The following is a 20,719-nucleotide window of genomic DNA, read 5'->3' on the forward strand; positions in this document are numbered from 1 at the left end:
CACCACCACCTTTTTGTTTTGTTCAGAAAATGAACTTTATGCTGCCGGTGCGCGGACGGGGCGTTCCGGCGGTCTGAAAGGGAATCGGCAATGGAATCAGTCATCGGCGGCCGAATGGTTTTCTGGCGTGGCCCGGCCATGGTCGCATCGGTACTTTCCGGCCTGATGCTGGCCGCCTGCCAGTCGAGCGCCGTCAACCAGATTTCCAGCATCGACACCGCACAGGCTTCCAGCGAAAACATCTCGTCGCTGTCGTCGGTGATCTCACGCAACCCGCAAGACCCCGAAGCCTACAATGTTCGCGGCTCCGCCTACGGTCGCGGCGGCCGCTACAATGAGGCGCTGAAGGACTTCAATACCGCCATTCAGCTCCGCCCGGACTATTACCAGGCCTATTCCAACCGTGCGCTTATCCAGCGCTCACTCGGCAACCAGGATGCCGCCCTTGCCGACTACAACAAGGCCATCCAGCTCAATCCGAGCTACGATGCAGCCTATATCGGCCGCGGCAATCTCTATCGCAGGGCGGGCCGCACGCAGGACGCCTTCAACGATTTCCAGAAGGCCATCCAGCTCGACACGACCGATCCGCGCGCCTATCACAATCGCGGCCTGATCTATCAGTTGCAGGGCCAGCACGCCTACGCCATCGAGGATTTCTCGAAGGCCATCTCGCTGGCGCCCGATGCCGCCGAGCCCTATAACGGCCGCGGCCTCTCCTACCTCGCCATGAATGACGAGGACAACGCATTCACCGATTTCAACATGGCAATCCGGCTCGACGACAAGATCGCCGAAAGCTGGGCCAACCAGGCGCTGATCTATGAGCGCCGCGGCGACAAGGCCAAGGCGGCGCGCGCCTATTCGCGCGCAGCCCAGCTTGACCCCAACTACAAGCCGGCCACCGAAGGGCTTGCCCGCACGCGCGGCTGAAGCTCCCGCCGACAATCCATTTTCCAGGAACCGCCCGGCGCATCATCTGCCGGGCGTTTTCGTTGACGTCGGATCCACGGGCCGTCACGGCGATTTTTGCCGCCGCCAGCGGCAACGCCGGAACCTTGCATGCCGTCGCCGGGTTATCCCTGCAACCGGCATCGCGATGCCGGGGTTTGACCGATCATGGATTTTTACAGAAGGGATGACGTCGATGAAAACCCCTCTCATTGCAGCAACGCTTCTGGCCGCCTCCATGGCCATCCCCACCTTGACCACCCAGGCGCATGCCAACGGTATCAGGGTCGGCACGCTCAGTTGCGCCATCGGCGGCGGCGCGGGCTTCATCATCGGATCGAGCAAGAACGTGACCTGCACGTTTCGCAGCATCGACCGGAATTTTCCGGTCGAGACCTATTATGGCAGCATCAACAAGCTCGGCATCGATGTCGGCATGACCGATCAGGCAGTGCTGGTCTGGTGCGTGATCGCGCCGACATGGAACGCTTACGAGCCCGGCCGGCTGGCCGGCAACTATCTCGGGGCCACGGCCGAAGCGACCGCCGGCGTCGGGGTCGGCGCCAACGCGCTGGTCGGCGGCCTGTGGAACACGTTCGCCCTGCAGCCGATAAGCGTTCAGGCGCAGAGCGGCATCAATGCCGCCGTCGCCGTCTCCAGCCTGAGATTGCGCAGCGAAATCTAGGGGCTCGGCCCCGGCGAAAGCGCAGACTTCGCGCTCTGCGGCACGGCCGGTGCTTGCCGGTCGTGCCGTCCTGTTTGGAACCACGAGCCCGTCGAACGGGTTTAGTCCTGCGGACAAGACAGGGGCCGCAGGCTTCCACATCCGCGGCCCCGCCGAAAGGCGCGAGGGCAAAATGAAAACTTCAGTCATCATCGCGGCGGCATGCGCCGCAGCCATTTTCACCACCGCTTTCGTGAACCCGGCAGCGGCACAGACAGCCGTGGAAATCGGCACGCTGGACTGCGCCATCGGGCCGGGCGTGGGCTTCATCGTCGGGTCGAGCAAGGATTTGACCTGCACCTTCCAGGACATCGCCAAGAGGCTTCCGGCCGAGACCTATTTCGGCCATGTGAACAAGTTCGGACTCGATATCGGCGCGACAGAACAATCACTGATGCAATGGCTTGTGCTGGCTCCCACCCGTGACGCCTACCGGCCCGGCGCGCTGGCCGGAAGCTATGTCGGGGCAAGTGCGGAGGCCACGGTTGCCGTGGGCGCGGGCGCCAATGTTCTGGTCAGCGATTCCAACCGCACATTCACCCTGCAACCGGTGAGCGTGCAGGAGCAGACCGGGCTCAATCTGGCGCTCGGCGTCTCCAGTTTCGTGCTGCGCACCGTGGCCATGAGGTAGGCCGGTTGCCCGACGCTGCATCGCCTGCAGCGATCGATCCGGCGCCAAACAAGGGTGAGTGGTGCGTTGTGGCCGTGCCATGTGACAGGCGCGGCCGGGAAAGGTCAGCGCTTGTAGCCTTTTCCGTAATGCGCTTCGAGCCTTGCCTGCACCATCTCGAACATGAAGGACAGAATCCAGTAGATCAGCGCCGCCGTCGTCAGCATCTCGATATAGCGATAGCTGGCGCGGCCGAAGGACTGGGCCAGGAACATGATCTCCCACACGCCCATCACCGAAATGAGCGAGGAATCCTTCAGCATGGCGATGAACTGCGAACCGGTGGGCGGGATGACGATGCGCATGGCCTGCGGCAGCACGATCTTGCGCATGATCTGCAGCCGGTGCAGGCCGAGCGACGCGCCCGCCTCGCGCTGGCCATGCGGCACCGACAATATGCCCGAGCGGAAGATCTCGCTGAGATAGGCGCCGTAGTTGAGCGACAGCGCGATGATGCCGGAAGGCACCGCATCCGGCACCGGGCCGATCTGCGGCAGGCCAAGATAGATCAGGAAGATCTGCACCAGGAGCGGCGTGCCGCGAAAGAACGAGGTGTAGAAGGTCGAGATGCCATAGGCGACCGCGCTGTTCGACAGGCGCGCCAGGGCCGAGAGCAGCCCCAGCACGATCGACGCGATGATGCCGAAGAAGCACACGAACAGCGTGAGCGCCGCGCCCTGGATAAAGCCGTCCCTTGTCAGCCGGAAACCGGCCAGCGCCGGAAACTTGTCGACGATGAAGGGAAAATCGAGGCCGAAGCTCAGGAAGAACAGCACGAACAGCGCAAACAGCACTGCCCACACGCTCGCCACCTTCGCCTGAAAGAAACGGCCCCGCTCATCCACGATCTTGGGCGGGAGCATGGCCCCGCCCTCGGTCGTCCCGATCGTTTCTGTGGTCACGCGACTACTGCTTGCTGGAGATGTCTTTGCCGGTCCACTTTTCGGACAGCTTGGTCAGGGTGCCGTCGCCTTCCATGTCCTTGAAGATTTCCTTGATCCTGGCTTCCCATTCGGGGTCGCCCTTGTCGACCGAAACCCAGATAGGCTCGGCAAACAGCGTGTCACCGACGATCTTGAACTTGCCCTCCGCCTTCTCGACGCGCTCCCTGGCGGTCAGATAGCCGCTGACGATGGCGTCGAGGCGCTTGCCGCTGCCGAGCGCCAGGTCCTGGAAGGCCGTGTCCTCGGAATCGTAGGGCACGGCGGTCGCATTGTCGAAGGGGAATTCCGGCTTCACCGGATCGACGCCCGGAACGTCGATGACGAGCTGCTTCTCGATATATTTCTCATAGGTCGTGCCGGCTTCCGCGCCGAGCTTCTTGCCGCTCAGGTCGGACGCGCCCTTGATGTCCTCATTGTCGCTGTTGACGACGATGACGGCCGGCGCGGCATAATATTCGTTGACGAAGTCCAGCACCGCGGCGCGCTCGGTGGTCGGCGTCATGGAGCAGATGCAGATGTCCCAGCGGCCCTTCCAGTTGCCGGCGGTGATGATCGCCCAGGACGGCGTCTCGACCTTCAGCTCCACACCCAGCCGCTTGGCGAATTCCTTCGCAACGTCGATATCGAAGCCGTCCATCTCGCCCTTGTCGTTCAGGAACGAGAACGGCGGATAGGCCTGGTCCGTCACCTCGACCAGCACCTTGTTCTTCATCACCCGGTCGAGGGTTTCGCCGGCCTGTGCCGAAGCCGCGCCCACCACCACGCAGCCGAGAGCGGCCACTGCTGCAACAAAACGTTTCATGTCCGATTTCCCATTGTTTGTGCTCATGGCCTGCGTTCCCACGCTCGATACCGGTCTTTGCGCTGCCGGCTTAGCCAATTTCAACCATGTCCATACAAACCCGGCAAGCGGCATTTCTTGCCCCCAAAAGAAAAAGGGCCGGCAAAGCCGGCCCTTTTGCGGATTGCGATCACTCAGTGATCCATTGCCTTGACGATTTCCTCGGTCATCTTCTTGGCGTCGCCCAGCAGCATCATGGTGCCGTCCTTGTAGAACAGCGTGTTGTCGATGCCGGCATAGCCGGAGCCGAGCGAACGCTTGACGAACAGGCAGGTGCGCGCCTTGTCGACGTCGAGGATCGGCATGCCGTAGATGGGCGAGGTCTTGTCGTCGCGCGCCGCCGGATTGGTGACGTCGTTGGCGCCGATGACATAGGCCACGTCGGCCTGCGTGAACTCGGAGTTGATGTCCTCCAGCTCGAACACCTCGTCGTAGGGCACGTTGGCCTCGGCCAGCAGCACGTTCATGTGGCCGGGCATGCGGCCCGCGACCGGATGGATGGCGTATTTCACTTCCACGCCATTGGCCTTCAGCTTGTCGGCCATTTCGCGAACGGCGTGCTGCGCCTGCGCCACTGCCATGCCGTAGCCCGGCACGATGATGACCTTCTGCGCGTTCATCATCAGATAGGCGGCATCGTCGGCCGAACCCTGCTTGACCGTACGCTCGATGCCGTCGTCAGCGCCGCCCGTCGCGGTCTCGCCGCCGAAGCCGCCGAGGATGACGGAGATGAAGGAGCGGTTCATGCCCTTGCACATGATGTAGGACAGGATCGCACCCGACGAGCCGACCAGCGCGCCGGTGATGATCAGCGCCAGATTGCCCAGCGTGAAGCCGAGAGCGGCGGCGGCCCAGCCCGAATAGGAGTTGAGCATCGACACCACGACCGGCATGTCGGCACCGCCGATCGGGATGATGAGCAGCACGCCCAGCACCAGCGACAGGATGACGATCAGCCAGAACACGCTGTAGCTCTGGGTCGTGACCAGAAGCACGATCAGCACGACCAGCGCAACACCCAGCACGATGTTGATGAAGTGACGCCCCGGCAGCATGATCGGCTTGCCCGACATGCGTCCGTCAAGCTTGAGGAAGGCGATGACCGAGCCGGTGAAGGTGATGGCGCCGATGGCCACGCCAAGGCTCATTTCCACCAGCGCCTGGCCGTGGATGGCCCCGATGGCGCCGATGCTGAAGCTTTCAGGCGCATACATCGCGGCCGCGGCCACCATGACGGCGGCAAGGCCGACGAGGCTGTGGAAGGCGGCGACAAGCTGCGGCATCGCCGTCATGGCGATGCGCTTGGCCACCACCGCGCCGACGCCGCCGCCAATGGCCAGGCCCAGCACGATCAGGCCGAAGCCGGCGAGCGAGGGTGTGGCCAGCGCCAGCGTGGTGGCGATCGCGATCGCCATGCCGATCATGCCGTAGATGTTGCCCTGCCGGCTGGTGGTCGGATGCGACAGCCCGCGCAGCGCGAGGATGAACAGGATGCCGGAAACGAGATAGAGGAAGGAAGCAAGATTCGCGTTCATGACCGGCTCACTTGTCCTTCTTCTTGTACATGGCCAGCATGCGCTGGGTGACGAGGAAGCCACCGAAGATGTTGACCGAGACCAGCACCAGCGCGACGAAGCCGAAGCCGCTGGCAAGGCTCGAGGCCGCGATGCCGACAGCCAGCAGCGCGCCCACCACGATCACCGAGGAGATGGCGTTGGTGACGGCCATCAGCGGCGTGTGCAGCGCCGGCGTCACCGACCACACGACATAATAGCCGACGAAGATCGCCAGCACGAAAATGGCGAAGCGGAACACGAACGGGTCGATCGCGCCGCCCGAGGCGGCATGGGCGATCGAGCCGGCCGCTTCGGCGCCGCCTTGCGAGGTCACCAGATCCTGGACGCCGAGCCTGACCGCCGCAACCGCGCGATCAAGCTGGTCCAGCGCCTGTTCAAGAGAAGTTTTGTCCATCATGCATCCCCCTTGGACTTGCTGGCTGCTGGCTTTTTGGCAGCCGCCGGTTTCTTCGCCGCGGGTTTGGCCGGTTTCTCGTCGGTATCCGCAGCAGGCTGCGCCGCCGCTTTGGCCGCGGCTTCCGCAAAGGCCGGATGCACCACCTTGCCGGCGTCGGTCAGCATGGTCGCCTTGACCAGTTCGTCGTCGCGATTGATGGCAAGCTGCTTCGTCTCCTTGTCGACCATCGTCTCCAGGAATGCGTAGAGGTTCTTGGCATAGAGCAGCGAGGCGGACGCCGCGACGCGGCCCGCGACATTGACGTGGCCGACGATCCTGACGCCGTTGGCGGTGGTGACGACCTTGCCGGCCTCGGCGCCTTCGACGTTGCCGCCGCGCTCGACCGCGAGATCGACCAGCACCGAACCCGGCTTCATCGAAGCGACCATGGCCGCCGACACCAGCCTGGGCGCCGGGCGCCCGGGAATGAGCGCGGTGGTGATGACGATGTCCTGCTTGGCGATGTGCTCGGCGGTCAGCGCCGCCTGCTTGGCCTGGTACTCCTTGGACATCTCCTTGGCGTAGCCGCCGGCGGTCTCGGCCTGCTTGAACTCCTCGTCCTCGACGGCAATGAACTTGGCGCCCAGCGAGGCGACCTGCTCCTTGGCCGCCGGGCGAACGTCGGTCGCGGTGACGACCGCGCCAAGACGGCGCGCGGTGGCGATGGCCTGCAGGCCGGCGACGCCGACGCCCATGATGAATATCTTGGCCGCCGGCACGGTGCCGGCCGCCGTCATCATCATCGGCAGGGCGCGATCATATTCGGCAGCCGCATCGATCACCGCCTGATAGCCGGCGAGGTTGGCCTGGCTGGAGAGCACGTCCATCACCTGCGCGCGGGTGATGCGCGGCATGAACTCCATGGAGAAGGCGGTAACGCCTGCCCGGGCCATCGAGGCCACGGCGGCATCGTTGCCGTAGGGGTCCATGATGGCGATCACGGCAGCGCCGGGCTTGTAGCCCTTGAGCTCGGCATCGGTCGGGCGGCGCACCTTCAGCACGACATCGGCGCCGGCGGCGTCGGACACCTTGCCGATTTTCGCGCCAACCGCCTGATAGTCGGCGTCGGTGATGCGCGAGTTCAACCCCGCCCCAGCCTCGACGACCACGTCAAAGCCAAGACCGGCCAGCCGTTTCACCGTTTCGGGAGAGGCCGCCACGCGCGGCTCGGAAGCATCGACTTCCTTCGGAACAAAAATAGTCTGTGCCAAGGCACCCCCCTACGGCTGAAAACGAGGGACGCCTACCCGGCCGCATGCCGGGCCGACGTCTCAGGAATATGGAAGTCTGTGCTGCTTAACGCAGGAGGAAGCCCCCGAGGGCACAGACGATCAGGAACACAACGGCGGCGGAGAAGAAGCCCGCGCTGGAAACGAAGAAGCCGAACGCCATGGCAATGAGAATTGCAATACAGACGAGCGAGCCGTATTTGACGACGGTGAGAAAGAGCCTGTAGGTGTGCTCATGCTCCCGGTAGTCCATATCCGCGCCCGTTTCCACCGGTGCGACGTGGGAGTGGTCTGCCATAAAAACCTCCAGATGCTGTTTCTGCGCACATAGCGAAAAGCAGCGGCAAGGGCAATGGTCGTGATGTCGCTCCCCCCGACCATTCGACGCCCTATCCTTGAAGCACTTTCAGTAACCCGTCGAAAACTGGAATACAATATACCAGTTGCCTTTGCGGGCGAACACGAATTGTTACAGCAGGTATTTTTCCGTTGGCCCATCAGGGCGACACTGGTAGAAAGCGCCATCCCCTGAAGAACCCCGCGCCTCTCCAACTCCGTTTCGGAGTGCGCGCCGCTTGGAACGGATGGACACATGACCGAACGGAGATTTCGCGGCCCGATATGCGCGCTTTTGCTGGCGCTGGCGGCCGCCCTGCCCACCGCCACGATGGCACGGGCGACCGAAAAGCCGCTGATCTGGACGCCGATGCAGACGTCCGCGACCTCCTATGCCATGCGCATGGGCAGCCGTCTGCCGACCGATCTGGAGGCGAGCGCCGGTGCCGAACTCAGCTTCGCGGGCAGGCAGGCCGGACGCGCGCCGCAGCGTGTGGCCAATCCGGTGCGGTTCTGGGGTTCGGTCCAATTGCCTGCATCGCGCGCCAAGACGCGCAGCGCCCGGCTCGATATGAATCTCAACGCCGTTACCGGCAATCGCTCGGTAGCGCTCAGCCGGTCGCGGTCGCTCGACCTGACGCCCGACATCAGCGCACAGATCGAGGATCTCTACAGCGTCGATTATGACCGCGGCGCGGCAAGGCATGTCGGCGCACGCGCCTCCAGCACGCTGCGGCTGCGCGCGCACAGCACGTCAACCTCGCTTTTCGCGCGCGGCGCCCGTTCGAGCCGGGACCAGGAATGGCAGGCGAGCGTCGGGGTCGAGCAGAAAATCTCGGGAAACCTGAACCTCAGCGCCGGCATCGACAACCTTGCGGCGCCAAGCCCCACGGGCAGCATCCGCGCCGGCTATGCGCACCGATGGTAGGAAATCCCCAGGCGGTTGAGGCGAGCTATCCCGCCAGATGCGGGAACAGGCCGAGAAGACCGATGATGATCAGATAGAGCGCGACGATGTAATTGAGCAGGCGCGGCATCACGAGGATCAATATGCCCGCAACCAGGGCAACGAGCGGCGTGATGGCAAGGGTCGATACGGTCATATGGATGTCCTTTCAGGGCAACGCGCATGAGGGCCTTCAGCGGCCGATGCCGAAACGGCAGATCGACACGCATGCAAGCTGAACGCAAAAGCTGCCCCGAAGGTTCACGATCGGGACCGGAGCCGAATTTCTAGAGCCGCGCCCTTGTGCTGCGCGGGGTTGCCAGCAGCAGGTTGGTCTCGCTGTTGGTCACGCCGGGGATCAGGCGGATGCGGCGCAGCACCGCATCGAGGTGGGTCAGGGTCGCGGTGCCAAGTTCCACGATCAGGTCCCAGCGGCCATTGGTGGTGTGGATGACCGACACTTCCGAAAGACCGCCCAGCGCCTGGACCACCTTGTCGGCGGCATGCCCCTCGATCTCGATCATCATGATGCCGCGCACCGGCTGATCGACCGCATCGGCGCGCAGGATCACCGTGTAGCCCAAAATGTCGCCGGAGCGCTCCAGCTTCTCCAGTCGTGCCCGCGCGGTGGCGCGCGAAACGCCCAGGTCTATGGCCAGATCGGAAATGCTGCGACGTGCGTCATGGCGCAGCAGCTTGATCAGCCTTTCATCCAGATCGTCCATCGAGGATCCATTCCGGCATTATCAATCTACCATTTTGCTAACTCAAATGGATAGATTTGCCAATTCAATCCGTTCAATCCGCCACCACAATCTGCCAAGTATAGGGGCGAAAAACAGACAATTCGGGCGGGCAGACATGCATTGCAGGATTTTGGGCGCGCCGGTTCAGGACGGAGCCGGTCGCAAGGGATGCGAAATGGGACCGAGCGCGCTGCGCGTGGCCGGTCTCGTGGAGGCGCTGACCGACCTCGGCCACACGGTGGACGACCTCGGCACCGCCGCCCCGGCTCCCGTCGCCCCGATCAGCCATCCGAATACGGCGCTGAAGGCGCTGCCCGAGATCGCCGCCTGGACCGCGGCACTCGCCGAGGCCAGCTACCGGGCAAGCGACAACGCCATGCCGATCTTCCTCGGCGGCGACCACGCGATTTCGGCGGGTACGCTTGCCGGCATTGCGCGGCGCGCGGCCGAGAACCGGCGGCCGCTTTTCGTGCTCTGGCTCGACGCGCACACCGATTTCCACACGCTCGACAGCACCACCAGCGGAAACCTGCATGGCGTGCCGCTCGCCTATGCGACCGGGCGGCCGGGCTTCGAGGGCTATTTCCCGCCGCTCGCCGCCGCGATCGACCCGGCGCGGGTCTGCGCGCTCGGCATCCGCAGCGTCGATCCGGCCGAACGCATTGCGCTCAACGAAGCCGGCGTGACGCTGTATGATATGCGCGCGATCGACGAACACGGCATCTCGCCGCTGCTGCGCGCGTTTCTGGAACGGGTCGCCGAGGCCGAAGGCATGCTGCATGTCAGCCTCGACGTCGATTTCCTCGACCCGTCCATCGCGCCGGCGGTCGGCACCACCGTGCCGGGCGGCGCGACGCTGCGCGAGGCGCATCTGGTGATGGAGATGCTGAGCGACAGCGGCCTGGTGACCAGCCTCGACCTGGTCGAGCTGAACCCTTTCCTCGACGAGCGCGGCCGCACCGCCACCCTCATGGTCGATCTGACGGCAAGCCTGATGGGACGCCGCATCATGGACCGCCCCACACGGAGCTATTGAGATGACGCAGCCAGACCTCAACATCGTTCCCTTCGTCAGCGTCGACAACATGATGACGCTGGTGCTGAAGATCGGCGTGGAACGCTTCCTCGTCGAACTCGCCGGCTATATCGAGGAGGATTTCAAGCGCTGGCCGACCTTCGACAAGACACCGCGCGTCGCCTCTCACTCGAAGGAAGGCGTCATCGAGCTGATGCCGACCAGCGACGGCCAGCTCTACGGCTTCAAATATGTCAACGGCCACCCCAGCAACACGCGCGACGGCCGCCAGACCGTCACCGCCTTCGGCGTGCTGGCCGACGTCGGCAGCGGCTACCCGATGCTCCTGACGGAGATGACCATACTGACGGCGCTGCGCACGGCGGCGACCTCTGCGGTGGCTGCCAAATATCTCGCGCCGAAGGGTTCGGACTGCATGGCCATCATCGGCAACGGCGCGCAGTCGGAGTTCCAGGCGCTCGCCTTCCAGGCGCTGCTCGGCATCGACAAGCTGCGCCTTTTCGACATCGATGCTTCCGCCAGCCGCAAATGCGCCGGCAACCTTGCCGGCAAGGGTTTTGACATAAAAATCTGCGGTTCGGGCCAGGAGGCGGTGGAAGGCGCGCAGATCATCACCACCGTCACCGCCGACAAGCAGTACGCCACGATCCTCACCGACAACATGGTCGGCAGCGGCGTGCACATCAATGCCGTGGGTGGCGATTGCCCCGGCAAGACCGAACTGCACCGCGACATCCTGCTGCGCTCCGACATTTTCGTGGAATATCCGCCGCAGACCCGCATCGAGGGCGAAATCCAGCAACTCGATGCGCAACACCCGGTTACCGAACTGTGGCAGGTGATGACGGGCGAGACGCAAGGCAGGCGCGCCCCGCGCCAGATCACCCTGTTCGACTCGGTCGGCTTCGCCACCGAGGATTTTTCGGCGCTGCGCTATGTGCGCGATCAATTGCAATCGACCGGCCTCTACGAAAAGCTCGACCTGCTCGCCGACCCGGACGAGCCGCGCGACCTGTTCGGCATGCTCCAGCGCCATGCGGCCAGGCAGGCGAAGGTTGCATAAGGGGTGATGGTCTCTCGGGCGCGGTGTACACACCACCGCTGACAGCCACTCCGCCGTCATCCCGGCCAAGGAAGCGAAGCGACCGCTGGGCCAGGACCCATTGGCCGCAACATCATCGAGCACAGCCTGGTGCCGGCCTCACGCTTCCCGTCGGCCGGACGCTACCCGCCACCCGGCCACGCCTCTCAATGGGTCCCGGATAGCCTGCGCTTCGCTTCGGCTTCCGGGATGACGCGGCGGGGGGGGCAAAAAAACTACAGCGCAAACACCTGGTCGTGGGTGGCTACGAAGAACTTGCCCTCGGCCGTGACCCAGCCGCGGAACATGCCGTCGGTGTTGTAGGGCGCGGAAATATTGCCCATGGCATCGACCGCCACGAGCCCGGCGCCGATGCCATAAGGCTTGAAGTCCTCGATGATGACCTTGGAGGCCGCCTGCTCGAGACTCTCGCCGAGATAGGCCACGCGCGAGGCGACTTCGTGGCCCACCGCATGCAGGATGAAGAACTCGCCCTTGCCGGTGCCCGAAACCGCGCAGACGCCGTCGCGCGCATAGGTGCCGGCGCCGATGACCGGTGAATCGCCCACACGGCCCTCGGGCTTGTTGTTGTAGCCGCCTGTCGACGTCGCGGCCGCGAGATGTCCCTTGGCGTCGAGCGCCACGGCGCCCACTGTGCCGTGCTTTTCCGACTCCGAAGCCCCGGCGGCCGTGCCCTTGCGCTCATGTTCCTTCATGGCGGCCAGCGCCTTCACGCGCCGCTCGGTGGTGAAATAGTCGTTGGGCACGGTTTCGAGCCCGCCGGCCTCGGCGTATTCGTCCGCCGCCTTGCCCGCGACCAGCACCATCTCGCCGCGCTCCATGACCATGCGGGCCGCCTTGACCGGGTTGCGGATGTGCCGGCTGCCGGCCACCGCACCGCCGGTCTGCGTGGTGCCGTCCATGATGGAGGCGTCGAGCTCATGATAGCCGGCCGCGTTGAGCGCCGCGCCATAGCCGGCGTTGAAGTGCGGCGAATCCTCCATGACGACCACCGCCGCCTCGACCGCATCGAGCGCGCGGCCGCCCGCCGACAGAACCGCCCAGCCGGCTTCCAGCGAGCGGCGCAGATCGACGCGGGCGGCGGCCCATTCCTCTTCGCTCAGGTCGAGCTTGGCCATGACGCCGCAGCCGCCATGGATCGCCAGTGCAACAGGTCCCATTCCGTTTCTTTCCCTAAAGGAGATTCGGCCGCCCCGGAGGGCGACCGCTCGGTGCGTGCGTTCAGATCACTCGGCCGGACGGATGTTCATGGCCAGCGTGTCCTCGTCGGAACGCGGCTTGATCGTCAGCCCCTTCTTCAGCCCCCAGGCCGAAACCGTCGAAGCGATCGGCAGCAGCGGCCGTTCCCTGGCGACAAGGGCGTTGGCCTCCTGCAAGAGCTTCTCGCGCTTGGCCGTGTCCATCTCCACGGCGGCGGCTTCGGTCAGCTTGTCCATCTCCGGGTTGGAGTAGAAGTGGACGTTGAAGGCGCCGAGCTTGGTGGCCGGATCGTTGGTGTGCGCCAGCGCGCCCAGCGTGTAGTTGGCCTCGCCCGTCAACGTGCCCCAGCCGGACATGCCAAGGCTGTAGTCGCCGCGGGTGTTGGCCGGGAAGTAGACAGCGCCCGGCTGGGCGGCGGCCTCGACCGTCACATTGATGGCGGCCAGCATCTGGGCGATGGTGGTGCCCACTTCCTTGTCGCTCGGCAGGCGGTCGTTGGTGAAGTTGAACACAACCTTGAAACCGTCCGGATAACCGGCATCGGCCATAAGCTGCTTGGCCTTGTCGAGATCGGGCTGCGTGACCTGGATGTCGGGATTATAGCCGAAGATGTTCGGCGTCACGATCTGCGACTGGGACTTGCCCATGCCTTCCATCGCCACCTCGGTGATCGCCTCGCGGTCGATCGCCAGATCGAAGGCCTCGCGCACGCGCGGATCGAGGAACGGGTTTTTCGGCAGGGCCGCGCCGTCATTGCCCTTCACCTGCGGCGTCTGCTCGCGGAAGTCGAAATAGATCAGGAAGGAATAGACGCTGTCGATGCGGGCGATGGAGAGCGAGGAATCCTGCTCCAGCGTGGGAATGTCGGACGCCGGAATGCGGGCGGCGACATCGACCTGACCGGCCTTGAGCTGGGCGACGCGCGCGGCATCGTTCGGGATTTCCTTGCGGATCACCTTTTCCCACGGCTCCTTGCCGCCCCAGTAGTCGTCGAAACGCTCCAGAACGAGCTGTTCCTTCGGCGTCCAGGAGACGAACTTATAGGGGCCGGTGCCGATTGCCGCCTTGCCGGAGTTGAAGCCTTCGGTCGCGTTTTCGGGCGAGGCGGAATAGTCCTTGGCCGCCACATGCGAGACGACGAACAGGCGGATGAAGTCGTTCGGCAGCGTCGGCGCCGGGCCGTCGGTCATGATGCGGATGGTGTAGGGATCGACGATCTCGATGCCCTGCACGCGACGCACATAGACCGTCGTCGGGTTGGGGCCGGTGACATGCGGAATGCGCTCGATGGAGAATTTCACGTCCTCGGCGGTGAACTCGGAACCGTCATGGAACTTCACGCCCTTGCGCAGCTTGAATTCCCAGGTGCTGTCGTCCAGCGCCTCCCAGCTCTCGGCAAGGCCGGGTTCGAGCTGCAGATTGTCGCCGGATTTGATCAGCGTGTCGTAGATGTGCTTCATCGCCTCGGCCTGCGTGCCCGTAGCGGTGAAGTCGGGGTCGATCGATGACGGACCGGCGCGAACGGCGATCGTCAGATCGGCCGCCAGTGCCATGGTGGAAACGCTGGCCGAAAGGCCGAGGGCAAGTGCGAGCCCCGTGGTTGCGCGCAACAGATTCATACCTCTTCCATCTCCTCTGAAGTGTCGGTTTCTTGATTGGACTTGCTGTTTGACGGCCAGGTTTCCGGCCATTTTCGCGACTCGCGGACGACTTTTGCCAGCAGCTCGGACAACATCAGCTTTTCCGCCGGGCTAAGCCCCGACAGCATGATCTGCTCGCGTTCCTGCATGGGCTGCATGGCCTCGTCAACGATGCGCCTGCCTTCGTCGGTGAGATAAAGGACGAAGCTCCGGAGGTCGTTGGAATCGACTTCGCGCCGGATGATGTTCTTGTCGATCAGCTTCTGGATCGCGCGGCTGATGGTGTTGCGCGGGAAGCCGGAGGAATTGCAGATCGCGCTGGCGGTGACGCCGTTCTTCAGCGCCAGCGAATAGAGCACGACGAACTCGACCCGCTGGAGCCCGAACTCGGTCTCGATCCAACGATAGACCGGCACGTTGAACTGCAGCGCCAGGAAATTGATCCGGAAGGAAAACCAGCAGGGATTCTGCCACAGCTTGACAGTGACGAGCTCATCGACCGCGCCGTCCGGCACGTCCTGTCGCCCTGCCTCCATGAGCAGCATATCCAGAGTCATCGACTCGCTTTCAGGCGACGCCACGAGCTGCCCTCCTCTGCCCGCTGTTTGTTCCGTATGGAACTTGACTTAGCGGAAAACCACTGTCAATTTCTTTTTTTAGTTCCTAATAGAACAATATTGAACCATTGCGACGGGAACGCCGACCAAGCTTTTTGCGCGCGCTGGCGTTCACGCGGAACACGGGTTCTGCAATTCGGGAAGAGATGGAATGAACATTGCCGACATGAACTGGATACAGGTGGAAGAGCGCGCCGCACATGACGACCGCTGCATCCTTCCCATCGGCAGCGTCGAGCAGCACGCCTATCTCAGCCTGTGCACGGACATGATCCTTGCCGAAAAGGTTTCCGCCGACGCGGCCGCGCCGTCCGGCGTGCCGGTCTTCCCGGTCGTGCCCTATGGGCTGGCGTCGTCCTTCGCCACCTATCCGGGGACGATGACGCTGAAGCTGTCGACCTATATCGCCCTGATCGGCGACCTGCTCGACAGCATGTACCGTTCGGGCTTCCGCCGCATCCTCATCGTCAACGGCCATGGCGGCAACACGCCGATCACCGCCCTGATCTCGGAATGGCTGAACGCGCATCCGGCCGCCCGCGTGAAGATGCACGACTGGTGGCGCGCGCCGCAGACCTGGGCCAAGGTGATGGAAATCGATCCGGCCGCCTCGCATGCCTCGTGGATGGAGAATTTCCCGTGGACCCGGCTTGCCGGCGTGGAGCAGCCGGCCGGGGCCAAGCCGCGCATCGACTTCGCCCGGCTGGCGCGGGTGGATGCCGCCACCAAGCGCGAGATGCTGGGCGAAGGCAATTATCACGGCCTGTTCCAGCGCCCCGACGAAGACATGCTGGCGATCTGGGACGTGGCTGTCGCCGAGACGCGCGCGCTTCTGGAATCCGATTGGGACTGAAACCGCATAAAGCCTGACCTACCGGAGCGTGATCCCGAAATGTGGGAACCGGTTTTCGGAAAAGATCACGCTCCAACAAATAGACAGAGCCTGGTGGCAATTCGAGAAAACGTCATCAGACCCTAGCAACAACGGCAAGACGACGCCCGCGAAGGGCGCAGCAGGGGAGCGATGTTCTCATTCATCTTCCAACGCTTGTTCCAGGCGGGGCTCGTGGTCATCGCGATGTCCGTCCTGGTCTTTTGCGGGGTGTTCGCCGTCGGCAATCCGATCGACGTGCTGATCTCGCCCGACGCCACGCAGGAAATCCGCGCGCAGGTGATCGCGCGCTACGGCCTCGACCTGCCGCTGTGGCAGCAATATCTGCAATTCGCCAGCCGCCTGCTGCATGGCGATTTCGGCACCTCCTTCATCTATGGCATGCCGGTGGGCTCGCTGATCCTGTCGCGTCTGCCCGCCACGCTGGAGCTGACCATTTTCGCGGTGCTGCTTGCGTCCTGCATCGGCATTCCGCTCGGCGTCTATGCCGGCTACAAGCCGCAAAGCCCGGCCGCGCGCATCATCATGGGCGCGTCGATCCTCGGCTTCTCGGTGCCGACTTTCTGGTTCGGCCTGATGCTGATCATGGTATTTGCCGTGCAATGCGGCTGCATGCCGGCCGGCGGGCGCGGCGATACGGTGTCGCTGTTCGGCGTCGAATGGAGCTTCCTCACCGCCAACGGCATGAAGCACCTGCTCTTGCCGGCGATCAATCTGGCGCTGTTCAAGCTCTCCATGATGATCCGCCTGGCGCGCGCCGGCACCCGCGAGATCATGCTGAGCGACACGGTGAAATTCGCCCGTGCGGCCGGGCTCAGCGAGCGCACCATCCTGACGCGGCACGTCATGAAGCTGATCTCGATCCCGCTCGTCACCGTCTTCGGTCTCGAATTCGGCTCGACGCTGGCCTTCGCGGTCGTGACCGAGACGATCTTTTCCTGGCCGGGTCTGGGCAAGCTCATCATCGACAGCATCACCTCGCTCGATCGCCCGGTGATGGTCGCCTATCTGATGCTGGTCGCCCTGCTCTTCATCATCATCAATCTGTCGGTGGACCTCGTCTACGCGCTGCTTGATCCGCGCCTGAGAAAGGGACGGGCATGACCAACGCTTCCTCACCCTGGCGCGACTTCTTCGTCGAGTTCTCGCGCAACCGCGTGGCGCTCGCCGCCGGCATCGTCACGCTGCTGATCGTGGTGGTGGCGCTGGCCGCACCGCTGATCGCGCCGCAGGACCCCTACGACCTCGCCCGTCTGGCACTGCGCGATGCGCGCCGCGCGCCCGGCTTTGTCGGCAGCGGCGGCTACGTCCATCTGCTCGGCACGGATTCCCAGGGGCGCGACCTGCTCTCGGCCATCCTCTACGGCCTGCGCATCTCGCTCCAGATCGGCGCCATCTCGGGCGCCGTCGCCTTCACCGTCGGCGCGCTGGTGGGCACCAGCGCCGCCTATATCGGCGGGCGCGTGGAAAGCCTGCTGATGCGCATCGTCGACCTGCAGCTCTCCTTCCCGGCGATCCTGCTGGCCTTCGTGATCGCCGCGATCCTCGGCCAGGGCCGCTACCAGCTCATCCTCGCCCTGATCTTCGCGCAATATGCCTATTTCGCCCGCACCGCGCATGGCGCGGCATCGGCCGAACGCCAGAAGGATTATGTGGAGGCCGCCCTTTCGGTGCCGCTGAAGGCGCGGCGCGTGGTGCTGCGGCACATTTTGCCGAACTCGCTGCCGCCGCTGATCGTGGTCGCCACCGTGCAGGTGGCGAGCGCCATCTCACTCGAAGCGACGCTCTCCTTCCTCGGGGTCGGCCTGCCGCCCACGGAACCGTCGCTGGGCATGCTGATCGCCAACGGCTTCCAGTATCTCCTTTCGGGCCGCTACTGGATTTCCATCTATCCCGGCATCGCACTGATCATCTTCATCGTCTCGCTCAATCTGGTCGGCGACCAGATCCGCGACCAGCTCAATCCAAGGCTGCAAAAATGATGGCCAAGGCTGCAGAAATGACGACGCCGCTTCTCCAGGTCAGCGACCTCAAGACCTATTTCCACACCTCCCGAGGCGTGATGAAGGCGGTGGACGGCGTGTCCTTCAGCCTCGCCCCCGGCGAGGTGATGGGGCTGGTGGGTGAATCCGGCTCGGGCAAGAGCATCACCGGCTTCTCCATCATCGGCCTGATCGACCAGCCCGGCCGCATCGAAAGCGGTTCCTCCATCAGGCTGGAGGGCCGCGAGATCGTCGGCCTGCCGGCCGACCAGTTGCGCGCCATCCGCGGCAAGACCATCTCCATGGTCTTCCAGGATCCGATGATGACGCTGAACCCCGTGCTCAGCATCGAGACGCAGATCAGGCTCGCGCTCGAAGCGCATGAAAAGGTCTCCGCCGCCGAGGCCCGCAAGCGCGCCATAGCGGCACTTGCGCAGGTGCGCATTCCCGACCCTGAACAGAAGGTGGATTTCTATCCGCACCAGTTCTCCGGCGGCATGCGCCAGCGCGTGGCGATCGCGATTGCGCTGCTGCACAAGCCCAGGCTCGTCATCGCCGACGAGCCGACCACCGCGCTCGACGTTTCGGTGCAGGCCGAAATCCTCGCCGAGATGAAGGAGCTGGTGAAGGAGATCGGCACGGCGCTGATCTGGATCAGCCATGACCTCGCCACCGTTGCCTCCATCGCCGACCACGTGGCGGTGATGAAGACCGGCCGCATCGTCGAGGCCGGGCCGACCATGGACGTGCTGCTGAAACCCCAGCACCCCTACACGCGCGGCCTTCTGGACGCCCTGCCCTCGCGCTCTGAACCCGGCGCGCTGCTTGCCCGCAACAGCGGCGACAGCGAGCCAGACCCGGCGCCGCCGCCGCGCCGCGAAGCAGCCGCCAAGGCCCCCGCGCGGGCCGACGTGCCCTATTTCGCGATCGATGGCGTCAGCAAGCAGTTCCGCCGCAACACCGGGCTGGTGCATGCCCTCGGCGAGAAGATCGGGCTGGCCAGGCCCGTGCCGGTCGTCAACGCAGTGGACAAAGTCAGCCTGACGCTGTCGCGCGGCGATGCACTCGGCCTCGTCGGCGAATCCGGCAGCGGCAAGTCCACGTTGGGACGCATGGCGGCGGGCATCTATGTGCCGACCGCCGGCACGGTGCGGCTGCAGGGCGAGCAGGTGATGTCTTCCGGCCGCTCGGCCAGGAAGATCACCACGCGCATCCAGACCATCTTCCAGGATCCGTTCGCCTCGCTCGATCCGCGAATGCATATCGGCGACTGTATTTCCGAAGGGCCGCTGGCGCACGGGCTGGTCAAGCGCGCGCAGGCGGGCGAATATGTGCGCCAGTGGCTGGCGGCGGTGGGTCTCGACCCTGCATTCGCCGGGCGCTACCCGCACCAGTTCTCCGGCGGCCAGCGCCAGCGCGTGGCGATTGCCCGCGCGCTGGCCATGCAGCCCGACATCGTGGTGTGCGACGAGCCGGTGGCCTCGCTCGACGTGTCGATCCAGGCGCAGATCATCAACCTCCTGATCCGGCTGCGGCAGGAACTGAACCTGACGCTGATCTTCATTTCGCACGACCTCTCCGTCGTGCGGCATTTGTGCGACCGCGTCGCGATCATGTATCGCGGCCGCATCGTGGAGGCCGGTGAAACGGCCGACATCTACGACAACCCCAAGGACGACTACACCCGCCGGCTGCTCGCGGCCGTTCCGGTTCTGCCACAGGCGGCGGAAGAAGCCGTTCTTTGACCCATCGAAATCGGAGGCAAATGATGGAACCCTGGCAGTGGGATGAAGAGGTCTGGCGCGGCAAGGTAGGCAAGGTGCGCGCCGGGCGCTCGCTGAAGCCGAAAAGCTGGAAGAACGGCGCACGCTGCGCGGTGGCGCTGTCCTTCGACAGCGACCACGAAACCAACGAGCTGCGCGACGGCGGCGAATCCATCGGCCGCATGTCGCAGGGCCAGTACGGCAACCGCATGGGCATTCCGCGCATCTTGAAGACGCTCGCCGACAACGACATCAACGCGACCTTCTTCGTGCCGGCGGTGGTGGGCCTGCTCTATCCCGACGAGCAGCGCCGCGTGATCGCGGAAGGACATGAGATCGGCCTGCATGGCTGGATCCACGAGCTGAACACCAAGGTGCCGCCGCAGGATGAGCGCGACCTGCATTTCCGCGCCGCCGACGCGCTGGAAAAGATCACCGGCGTGCGGCCGGTGGGCATGCGCACGCCCTCCTGGGATTTCTCGCAGGTCACGCTGCAGATTCAGCGCGAACTCGGCCTGCTCTACGATTCCTCGCTGATGGCCGACGACGATCCCTACGAAATCCTCGAAGACGGCGAACCGACCGGCATCGTGGAACTGCCGGTGGAGTGGATCCGCGACGACGCGGTCTATTTCAACATGAACCGCTTCACGGCGCTGCGCCCCTACATGCCGCCGTCGGGCGTGCTGGAAGTGTTCCGCCGCGAGTTCGACCGTGCCTATGAGGAGGGCGGCCTGTTCCTGCTCACCATGCACCCGCATGTCATCGGCTACCGCTCTCGCATCTCGGTTCTGGAAGAGCTGATCCGCCACATTCGCGGCCATGACGATGTGTGGTTCGCCACCCATGCCGACATCGCGGCCTATGCCGCACAGGGTCTGAAGGACTGATCTTTTTGCCCGGCGCGGGTGGTTTTACCGCTCGCCCAGGCACCCTCGCTTGCTCCCGGAACGACATGAATACCCCCACCCCTAACCCCTCCCCCACAAGGGGGAGGGGAATTTTGCTGCGGGACCGTCCGCCGCCAACCTTCACTGTTCTGGCGGCTACCGTGATGAAGTCGTCCCCCTCCCCCTGGTGGGGAGGG

General features: G+C 64.3%; 22 protein-coding genes. 11 read left to right on the forward strand and 11 right to left on the reverse strand.

Annotated features, from left to right (window positions below):
• Window positions 1-90 precede the first annotated feature (90 nt).
• The 3 genes from C7441_RS16045 (at window position 91) to C7441_RS16055 (ending at window position 2,306) form a co-directional block, all read left to right on the forward strand.
• A complete protein-coding gene (locus tag C7441_RS16045) occupies window positions 91-933 on the forward strand; it encodes a tetratricopeptide repeat protein (RefSeq protein ID WP_109613744.1) in 843 nt (280 codons plus the stop codon).
• Window positions 934-1,138: 205 nt separating this feature from the next.
• On the forward strand, window positions 1,139-1,636 hold the full coding sequence (locus tag C7441_RS16050; protein WP_019171915.1) for a DUF992 domain-containing protein: 498 nt from the start codon (window positions 1,139-1,141) through the stop codon (window positions 1,634-1,636).
• Between the two features lie 172 nt (window positions 1,637-1,808).
• A complete protein-coding gene (locus C7441_RS16055; protein ID WP_109613745.1) occupies window positions 1,809-2,306 on the forward strand; it encodes a DUF992 domain-containing protein in 498 nt (165 codons plus the stop codon).
• A gap of 104 nt (window positions 2,307-2,410) precedes the next feature.
• On the opposite strand, the gene C7441_RS16060 is transcribed toward C7441_RS16055, so the two are convergent.
• From C7441_RS16060 to C7441_RS16085, 6 genes are all read right to left on the reverse strand, one after another.
• The gene (locus tag C7441_RS16060) at window positions 2,411-3,247 is read right to left on the reverse strand and encodes an amino acid ABC transporter permease (RefSeq protein WP_019171917.1); all 837 of its coding nucleotides are present in this window, start codon (window positions 3,245-3,247) and stop codon (window positions 2,411-2,413) included.
• 4 nt (window positions 3,248-3,251) lie between these two features.
• A complete protein-coding gene (locus C7441_RS16065) occupies window positions 3,252-4,091 on the reverse strand; it encodes a transporter substrate-binding domain-containing protein (RefSeq protein WP_109613746.1) in 840 nt (279 codons plus the stop codon).
• A 173-nt stretch (window positions 4,092-4,264) separates the two neighbouring features.
• Window positions 4,265-5,665, reverse strand: coding sequence for an NAD(P)(+) transhydrogenase (Re/Si-specific) subunit beta (locus tag C7441_RS16070; protein WP_019171918.1), 1,401 nt, complete (start codon window positions 5,663-5,665; stop codon window positions 4,265-4,267).
• Window positions 5,666-5,672: 7 nt separating this feature from the next.
• The gene (locus tag C7441_RS16075; RefSeq protein ID WP_019171919.1) at window positions 5,673-6,101 is read right to left on the reverse strand and encodes an NAD(P) transhydrogenase subunit alpha part 2; all 429 of its coding nucleotides are present in this window, start codon (window positions 6,099-6,101) and stop codon (window positions 5,673-5,675) included.
• Window positions 6,101-7,354 carry a Re/Si-specific NAD(P)(+) transhydrogenase subunit alpha gene (locus tag C7441_RS16080; RefSeq protein WP_109613747.1) on the reverse strand — a complete coding sequence of 418 codons (1,254 nt, stop codon included), beginning with the start codon at window positions 7,352-7,354 and terminating at the stop codon, window positions 6,101-6,103. Before C7441_RS16080 ends, C7441_RS16075 begins: the two co-directional genes overlap by 1 nt.
• A gap of 85 nt (window positions 7,355-7,439) precedes the next feature.
• Window positions 7,440-7,670: an aa3-type cytochrome c oxidase subunit IV gene (locus C7441_RS16085; protein WP_019171920.1), complete on the reverse strand. Its 231-nt coding sequence runs from the start codon at window positions 7,668-7,670 to the stop codon at window positions 7,440-7,442.
• A 294-nt stretch (window positions 7,671-7,964) separates the two neighbouring features.
• On the opposite strand from C7441_RS16085, the gene C7441_RS16090 reads away from it, so the two are divergent.
• On the forward strand, window positions 7,965-8,636 hold the full coding sequence (locus tag C7441_RS16090; protein ID WP_146201505.1) for a hypothetical protein: 672 nt from the start codon (window positions 7,965-7,967) through the stop codon (window positions 8,634-8,636).
• A 25-nt stretch (window positions 8,637-8,661) separates the two neighbouring features.
• Here C7441_RS16090 and C7441_RS16095 read toward each other — a convergent pair whose 3' ends face one another.
• Together C7441_RS16095 and C7441_RS16100 are read right to left on the reverse strand one after the other, a co-directional pair.
• Window positions 8,662-8,811 carry a DUF3096 domain-containing protein gene (locus C7441_RS16095; RefSeq protein ID WP_019171922.1) on the reverse strand — a complete coding sequence of 50 codons (150 nt, stop codon included), beginning with the start codon at window positions 8,809-8,811 and terminating at the stop codon, window positions 8,662-8,664.
• Window positions 8,812-8,941: 130 nt separating this feature from the next.
• Complete coding sequence (locus C7441_RS16100) at window positions 8,942-9,379, reverse strand: Lrp/AsnC family transcriptional regulator (protein ID WP_019171923.1); 438 nt, start codon at window positions 9,377-9,379, stop codon at window positions 8,942-8,944.
• A gap of 136 nt (window positions 9,380-9,515) precedes the next feature.
• On the opposite strand from C7441_RS16100, the gene rocF reads away from it, so the two are divergent.
• Both rocF and C7441_RS16110 read left to right on the forward strand, forming a co-directional pair.
• Window positions 9,516-10,436, forward strand: a complete 921-nt coding sequence (gene rocF / locus C7441_RS16105) for an arginase (protein WP_109613749.1) — start codon at window positions 9,516-9,518, stop codon at window positions 10,434-10,436.
• Window position 10,437: 1 nt separating this feature from the next.
• Window positions 10,438-11,499 carry an ornithine cyclodeaminase gene (locus tag C7441_RS16110; protein WP_109613750.1) on the forward strand — a complete coding sequence of 354 codons (1,062 nt, stop codon included), beginning with the start codon at window positions 10,438-10,440 and terminating at the stop codon, window positions 11,497-11,499.
• A gap of 254 nt (window positions 11,500-11,753) precedes the next feature.
• On the opposite strand, the gene C7441_RS16115 is transcribed toward C7441_RS16110, so the two are convergent.
• The 3 genes from C7441_RS16115 to C7441_RS16125 all read right to left on the reverse strand — a co-directional run bounded on the left by C7441_RS16115 (window position 11,754) and on the right by C7441_RS16125 (window position 14,959).
• The gene (locus C7441_RS16115; protein ID WP_109613751.1) at window positions 11,754-12,698 is read right to left on the reverse strand and encodes an isoaspartyl peptidase/L-asparaginase family protein; all 945 of its coding nucleotides are present in this window, start codon (window positions 12,696-12,698) and stop codon (window positions 11,754-11,756) included.
• 66 nt (window positions 12,699-12,764) lie between these two features.
• On the reverse strand, window positions 12,765-14,357 hold the full coding sequence (locus C7441_RS16120) for an ABC transporter substrate-binding protein (protein ID WP_109613752.1): 1,593 nt from the start codon (window positions 14,355-14,357) through the stop codon (window positions 12,765-12,767).
• A complete protein-coding gene (locus C7441_RS16125; RefSeq protein ID WP_244425303.1) occupies window positions 14,354-14,959 on the reverse strand; it encodes a MarR family winged helix-turn-helix transcriptional regulator in 606 nt (201 codons plus the stop codon). Before C7441_RS16125 ends, C7441_RS16120 begins: the two co-directional genes overlap by 4 nt.
• Before the next feature lie 187 nt (window positions 14,960-15,146).
• Between C7441_RS16125 and C7441_RS16130 the strand changes: the two genes are divergently transcribed.
• From C7441_RS16130 to C7441_RS16150, 5 genes are all read left to right on the forward strand, one after another.
• Window positions 15,147-15,848 (forward strand): creatininase family protein, encoded by a 702-nt coding sequence (locus C7441_RS16130; protein ID WP_109613753.1) that lies wholly within the window; start codon window positions 15,147-15,149, stop codon window positions 15,846-15,848.
• A 171-nt stretch (window positions 15,849-16,019) separates the two neighbouring features.
• Window positions 16,020-16,991 (forward strand): ABC transporter permease, encoded by a 972-nt coding sequence (locus C7441_RS16135; RefSeq protein WP_109613754.1) that lies wholly within the window; start codon window positions 16,020-16,022, stop codon window positions 16,989-16,991.
• The gene (locus C7441_RS16140; protein ID WP_019171930.1) at window positions 16,988-17,869 is read left to right on the forward strand and encodes an ABC transporter permease; all 882 of its coding nucleotides are present in this window, start codon (window positions 16,988-16,990) and stop codon (window positions 17,867-17,869) included. Before C7441_RS16135 ends, C7441_RS16140 begins: the two co-directional genes overlap by 4 nt.
• Window positions 17,869-19,614 carry a dipeptide ABC transporter ATP-binding protein gene (locus tag C7441_RS16145; RefSeq protein WP_109613755.1) on the forward strand — a complete coding sequence of 582 codons (1,746 nt, stop codon included), beginning with the start codon at window positions 17,869-17,871 and terminating at the stop codon, window positions 19,612-19,614. The genes C7441_RS16140 and C7441_RS16145 overlap by 1 nt, the downstream gene beginning before the upstream one ends.
• A gap of 20 nt (window positions 19,615-19,634) precedes the next feature.
• A complete protein-coding gene (locus tag C7441_RS16150; RefSeq protein WP_109613756.1) occupies window positions 19,635-20,522 on the forward strand; it encodes a polysaccharide deacetylase family protein in 888 nt (295 codons plus the stop codon).
• Window positions 20,523-20,719: the final 197 nt, after the last annotated feature.

Source organism: Pseudaminobacter salicylatoxidans, assembly GCF_003148475.1.
In the GTDB taxonomy this organism is placed as follows: Bacteria; Pseudomonadota; Alphaproteobacteria; order Rhizobiales; family Rhizobiaceae; genus Pseudaminobacter; species Pseudaminobacter salicylatoxidans.

Bases quoted from the DNA above. Each gene is read 5' to 3' on its own strand.
- C7441_RS16070 (WP_019171918.1), bottom strand. From the start codon at position 5,665: ATGAACGCGAATCTTGCTTCCTTCCTCTATCTCGTTTCCGGCATCCTG.
- C7441_RS16095 (WP_019171922.1), bottom strand. From the start codon at position 8,811: ATGACCGTATCGACCCTTGCCATCACGCCGCTCGTTGCCCTGGTTGCG.
- C7441_RS16145 (WP_109613755.1), top strand. From the start codon at position 17,869: ATGGCCAAGGCTGCAGAAATGACGACGCCGCTTCTCCAGGTCAGCGAC.
- C7441_RS16140 (WP_019171930.1), top strand. From the start codon at position 16,988: ATGACCAACGCTTCCTCACCCTGGCGCGACTTCTTCGTCGAGTTCTCG.
- C7441_RS16120 (WP_109613752.1), bottom strand. From the start codon at position 14,357: ATGAATCTGTTGCGCGCAACCACGGGGCTCGCACTTGCCCTCGGCCTT.
- C7441_RS16110 (WP_109613750.1), top strand. From the start codon at position 10,438: ATGACGCAGCCAGACCTCAACATCGTTCCCTTCGTCAGCGTCGACAAC.
- C7441_RS16050 (WP_019171915.1), top strand. From the start codon at position 1,139: ATGACGTCGATGAAAACCCCTCTCATTGCAGCAACGCTTCTGGCCGCC.
- C7441_RS16135 (WP_109613754.1), top strand. From the start codon at position 16,020: ATGTTCTCATTCATCTTCCAACGCTTGTTCCAGGCGGGGCTCGTGGTC.
- C7441_RS16075 (WP_019171919.1), bottom strand. From the start codon at position 6,101: ATGGACAAAACTTCTCTTGAACAGGCGCTGGACCAGCTTGATCGCGCG.
- rocF (WP_109613749.1), top strand. From the start codon at position 9,516: ATGCATTGCAGGATTTTGGGCGCGCCGGTTCAGGACGGAGCCGGTCGC.
- C7441_RS16130 (WP_109613753.1), top strand. From the start codon at position 15,147: ATGAACATTGCCGACATGAACTGGATACAGGTGGAAGAGCGCGCCGCA.
- C7441_RS16085 (WP_019171920.1), bottom strand. From the start codon at position 7,670: ATGGCAGACCACTCCCACGTCGCACCGGTGGAAACGGGCGCGGATATG.
- C7441_RS16090 (WP_146201505.1), top strand. From the start codon at position 7,965: ATGACCGAACGGAGATTTCGCGGCCCGATATGCGCGCTTTTGCTGGCG.
- C7441_RS16065 (WP_109613746.1), bottom strand. From the start codon at position 4,091: ATGAAACGTTTTGTTGCAGCAGTGGCCGCTCTCGGCTGCGTGGTGGTG.
- C7441_RS16100 (WP_019171923.1), bottom strand. From the start codon at position 9,379: ATGGACGATCTGGATGAAAGGCTGATCAAGCTGCTGCGCCATGACGCA.
- C7441_RS16045 (WP_109613744.1), top strand. From the start codon at position 91: ATGGAATCAGTCATCGGCGGCCGAATGGTTTTCTGGCGTGGCCCGGCC.
- C7441_RS16055 (WP_109613745.1), top strand. From the start codon at position 1,809: ATGAAAACTTCAGTCATCATCGCGGCGGCATGCGCCGCAGCCATTTTC.
- C7441_RS16115 (WP_109613751.1), bottom strand. From the start codon at position 12,698: ATGGGACCTGTTGCACTGGCGATCCATGGCGGCTGCGGCGTCATGGCC.
- C7441_RS16150 (WP_109613756.1), top strand. From the start codon at position 19,635: ATGATGGAACCCTGGCAGTGGGATGAAGAGGTCTGGCGCGGCAAGGTA.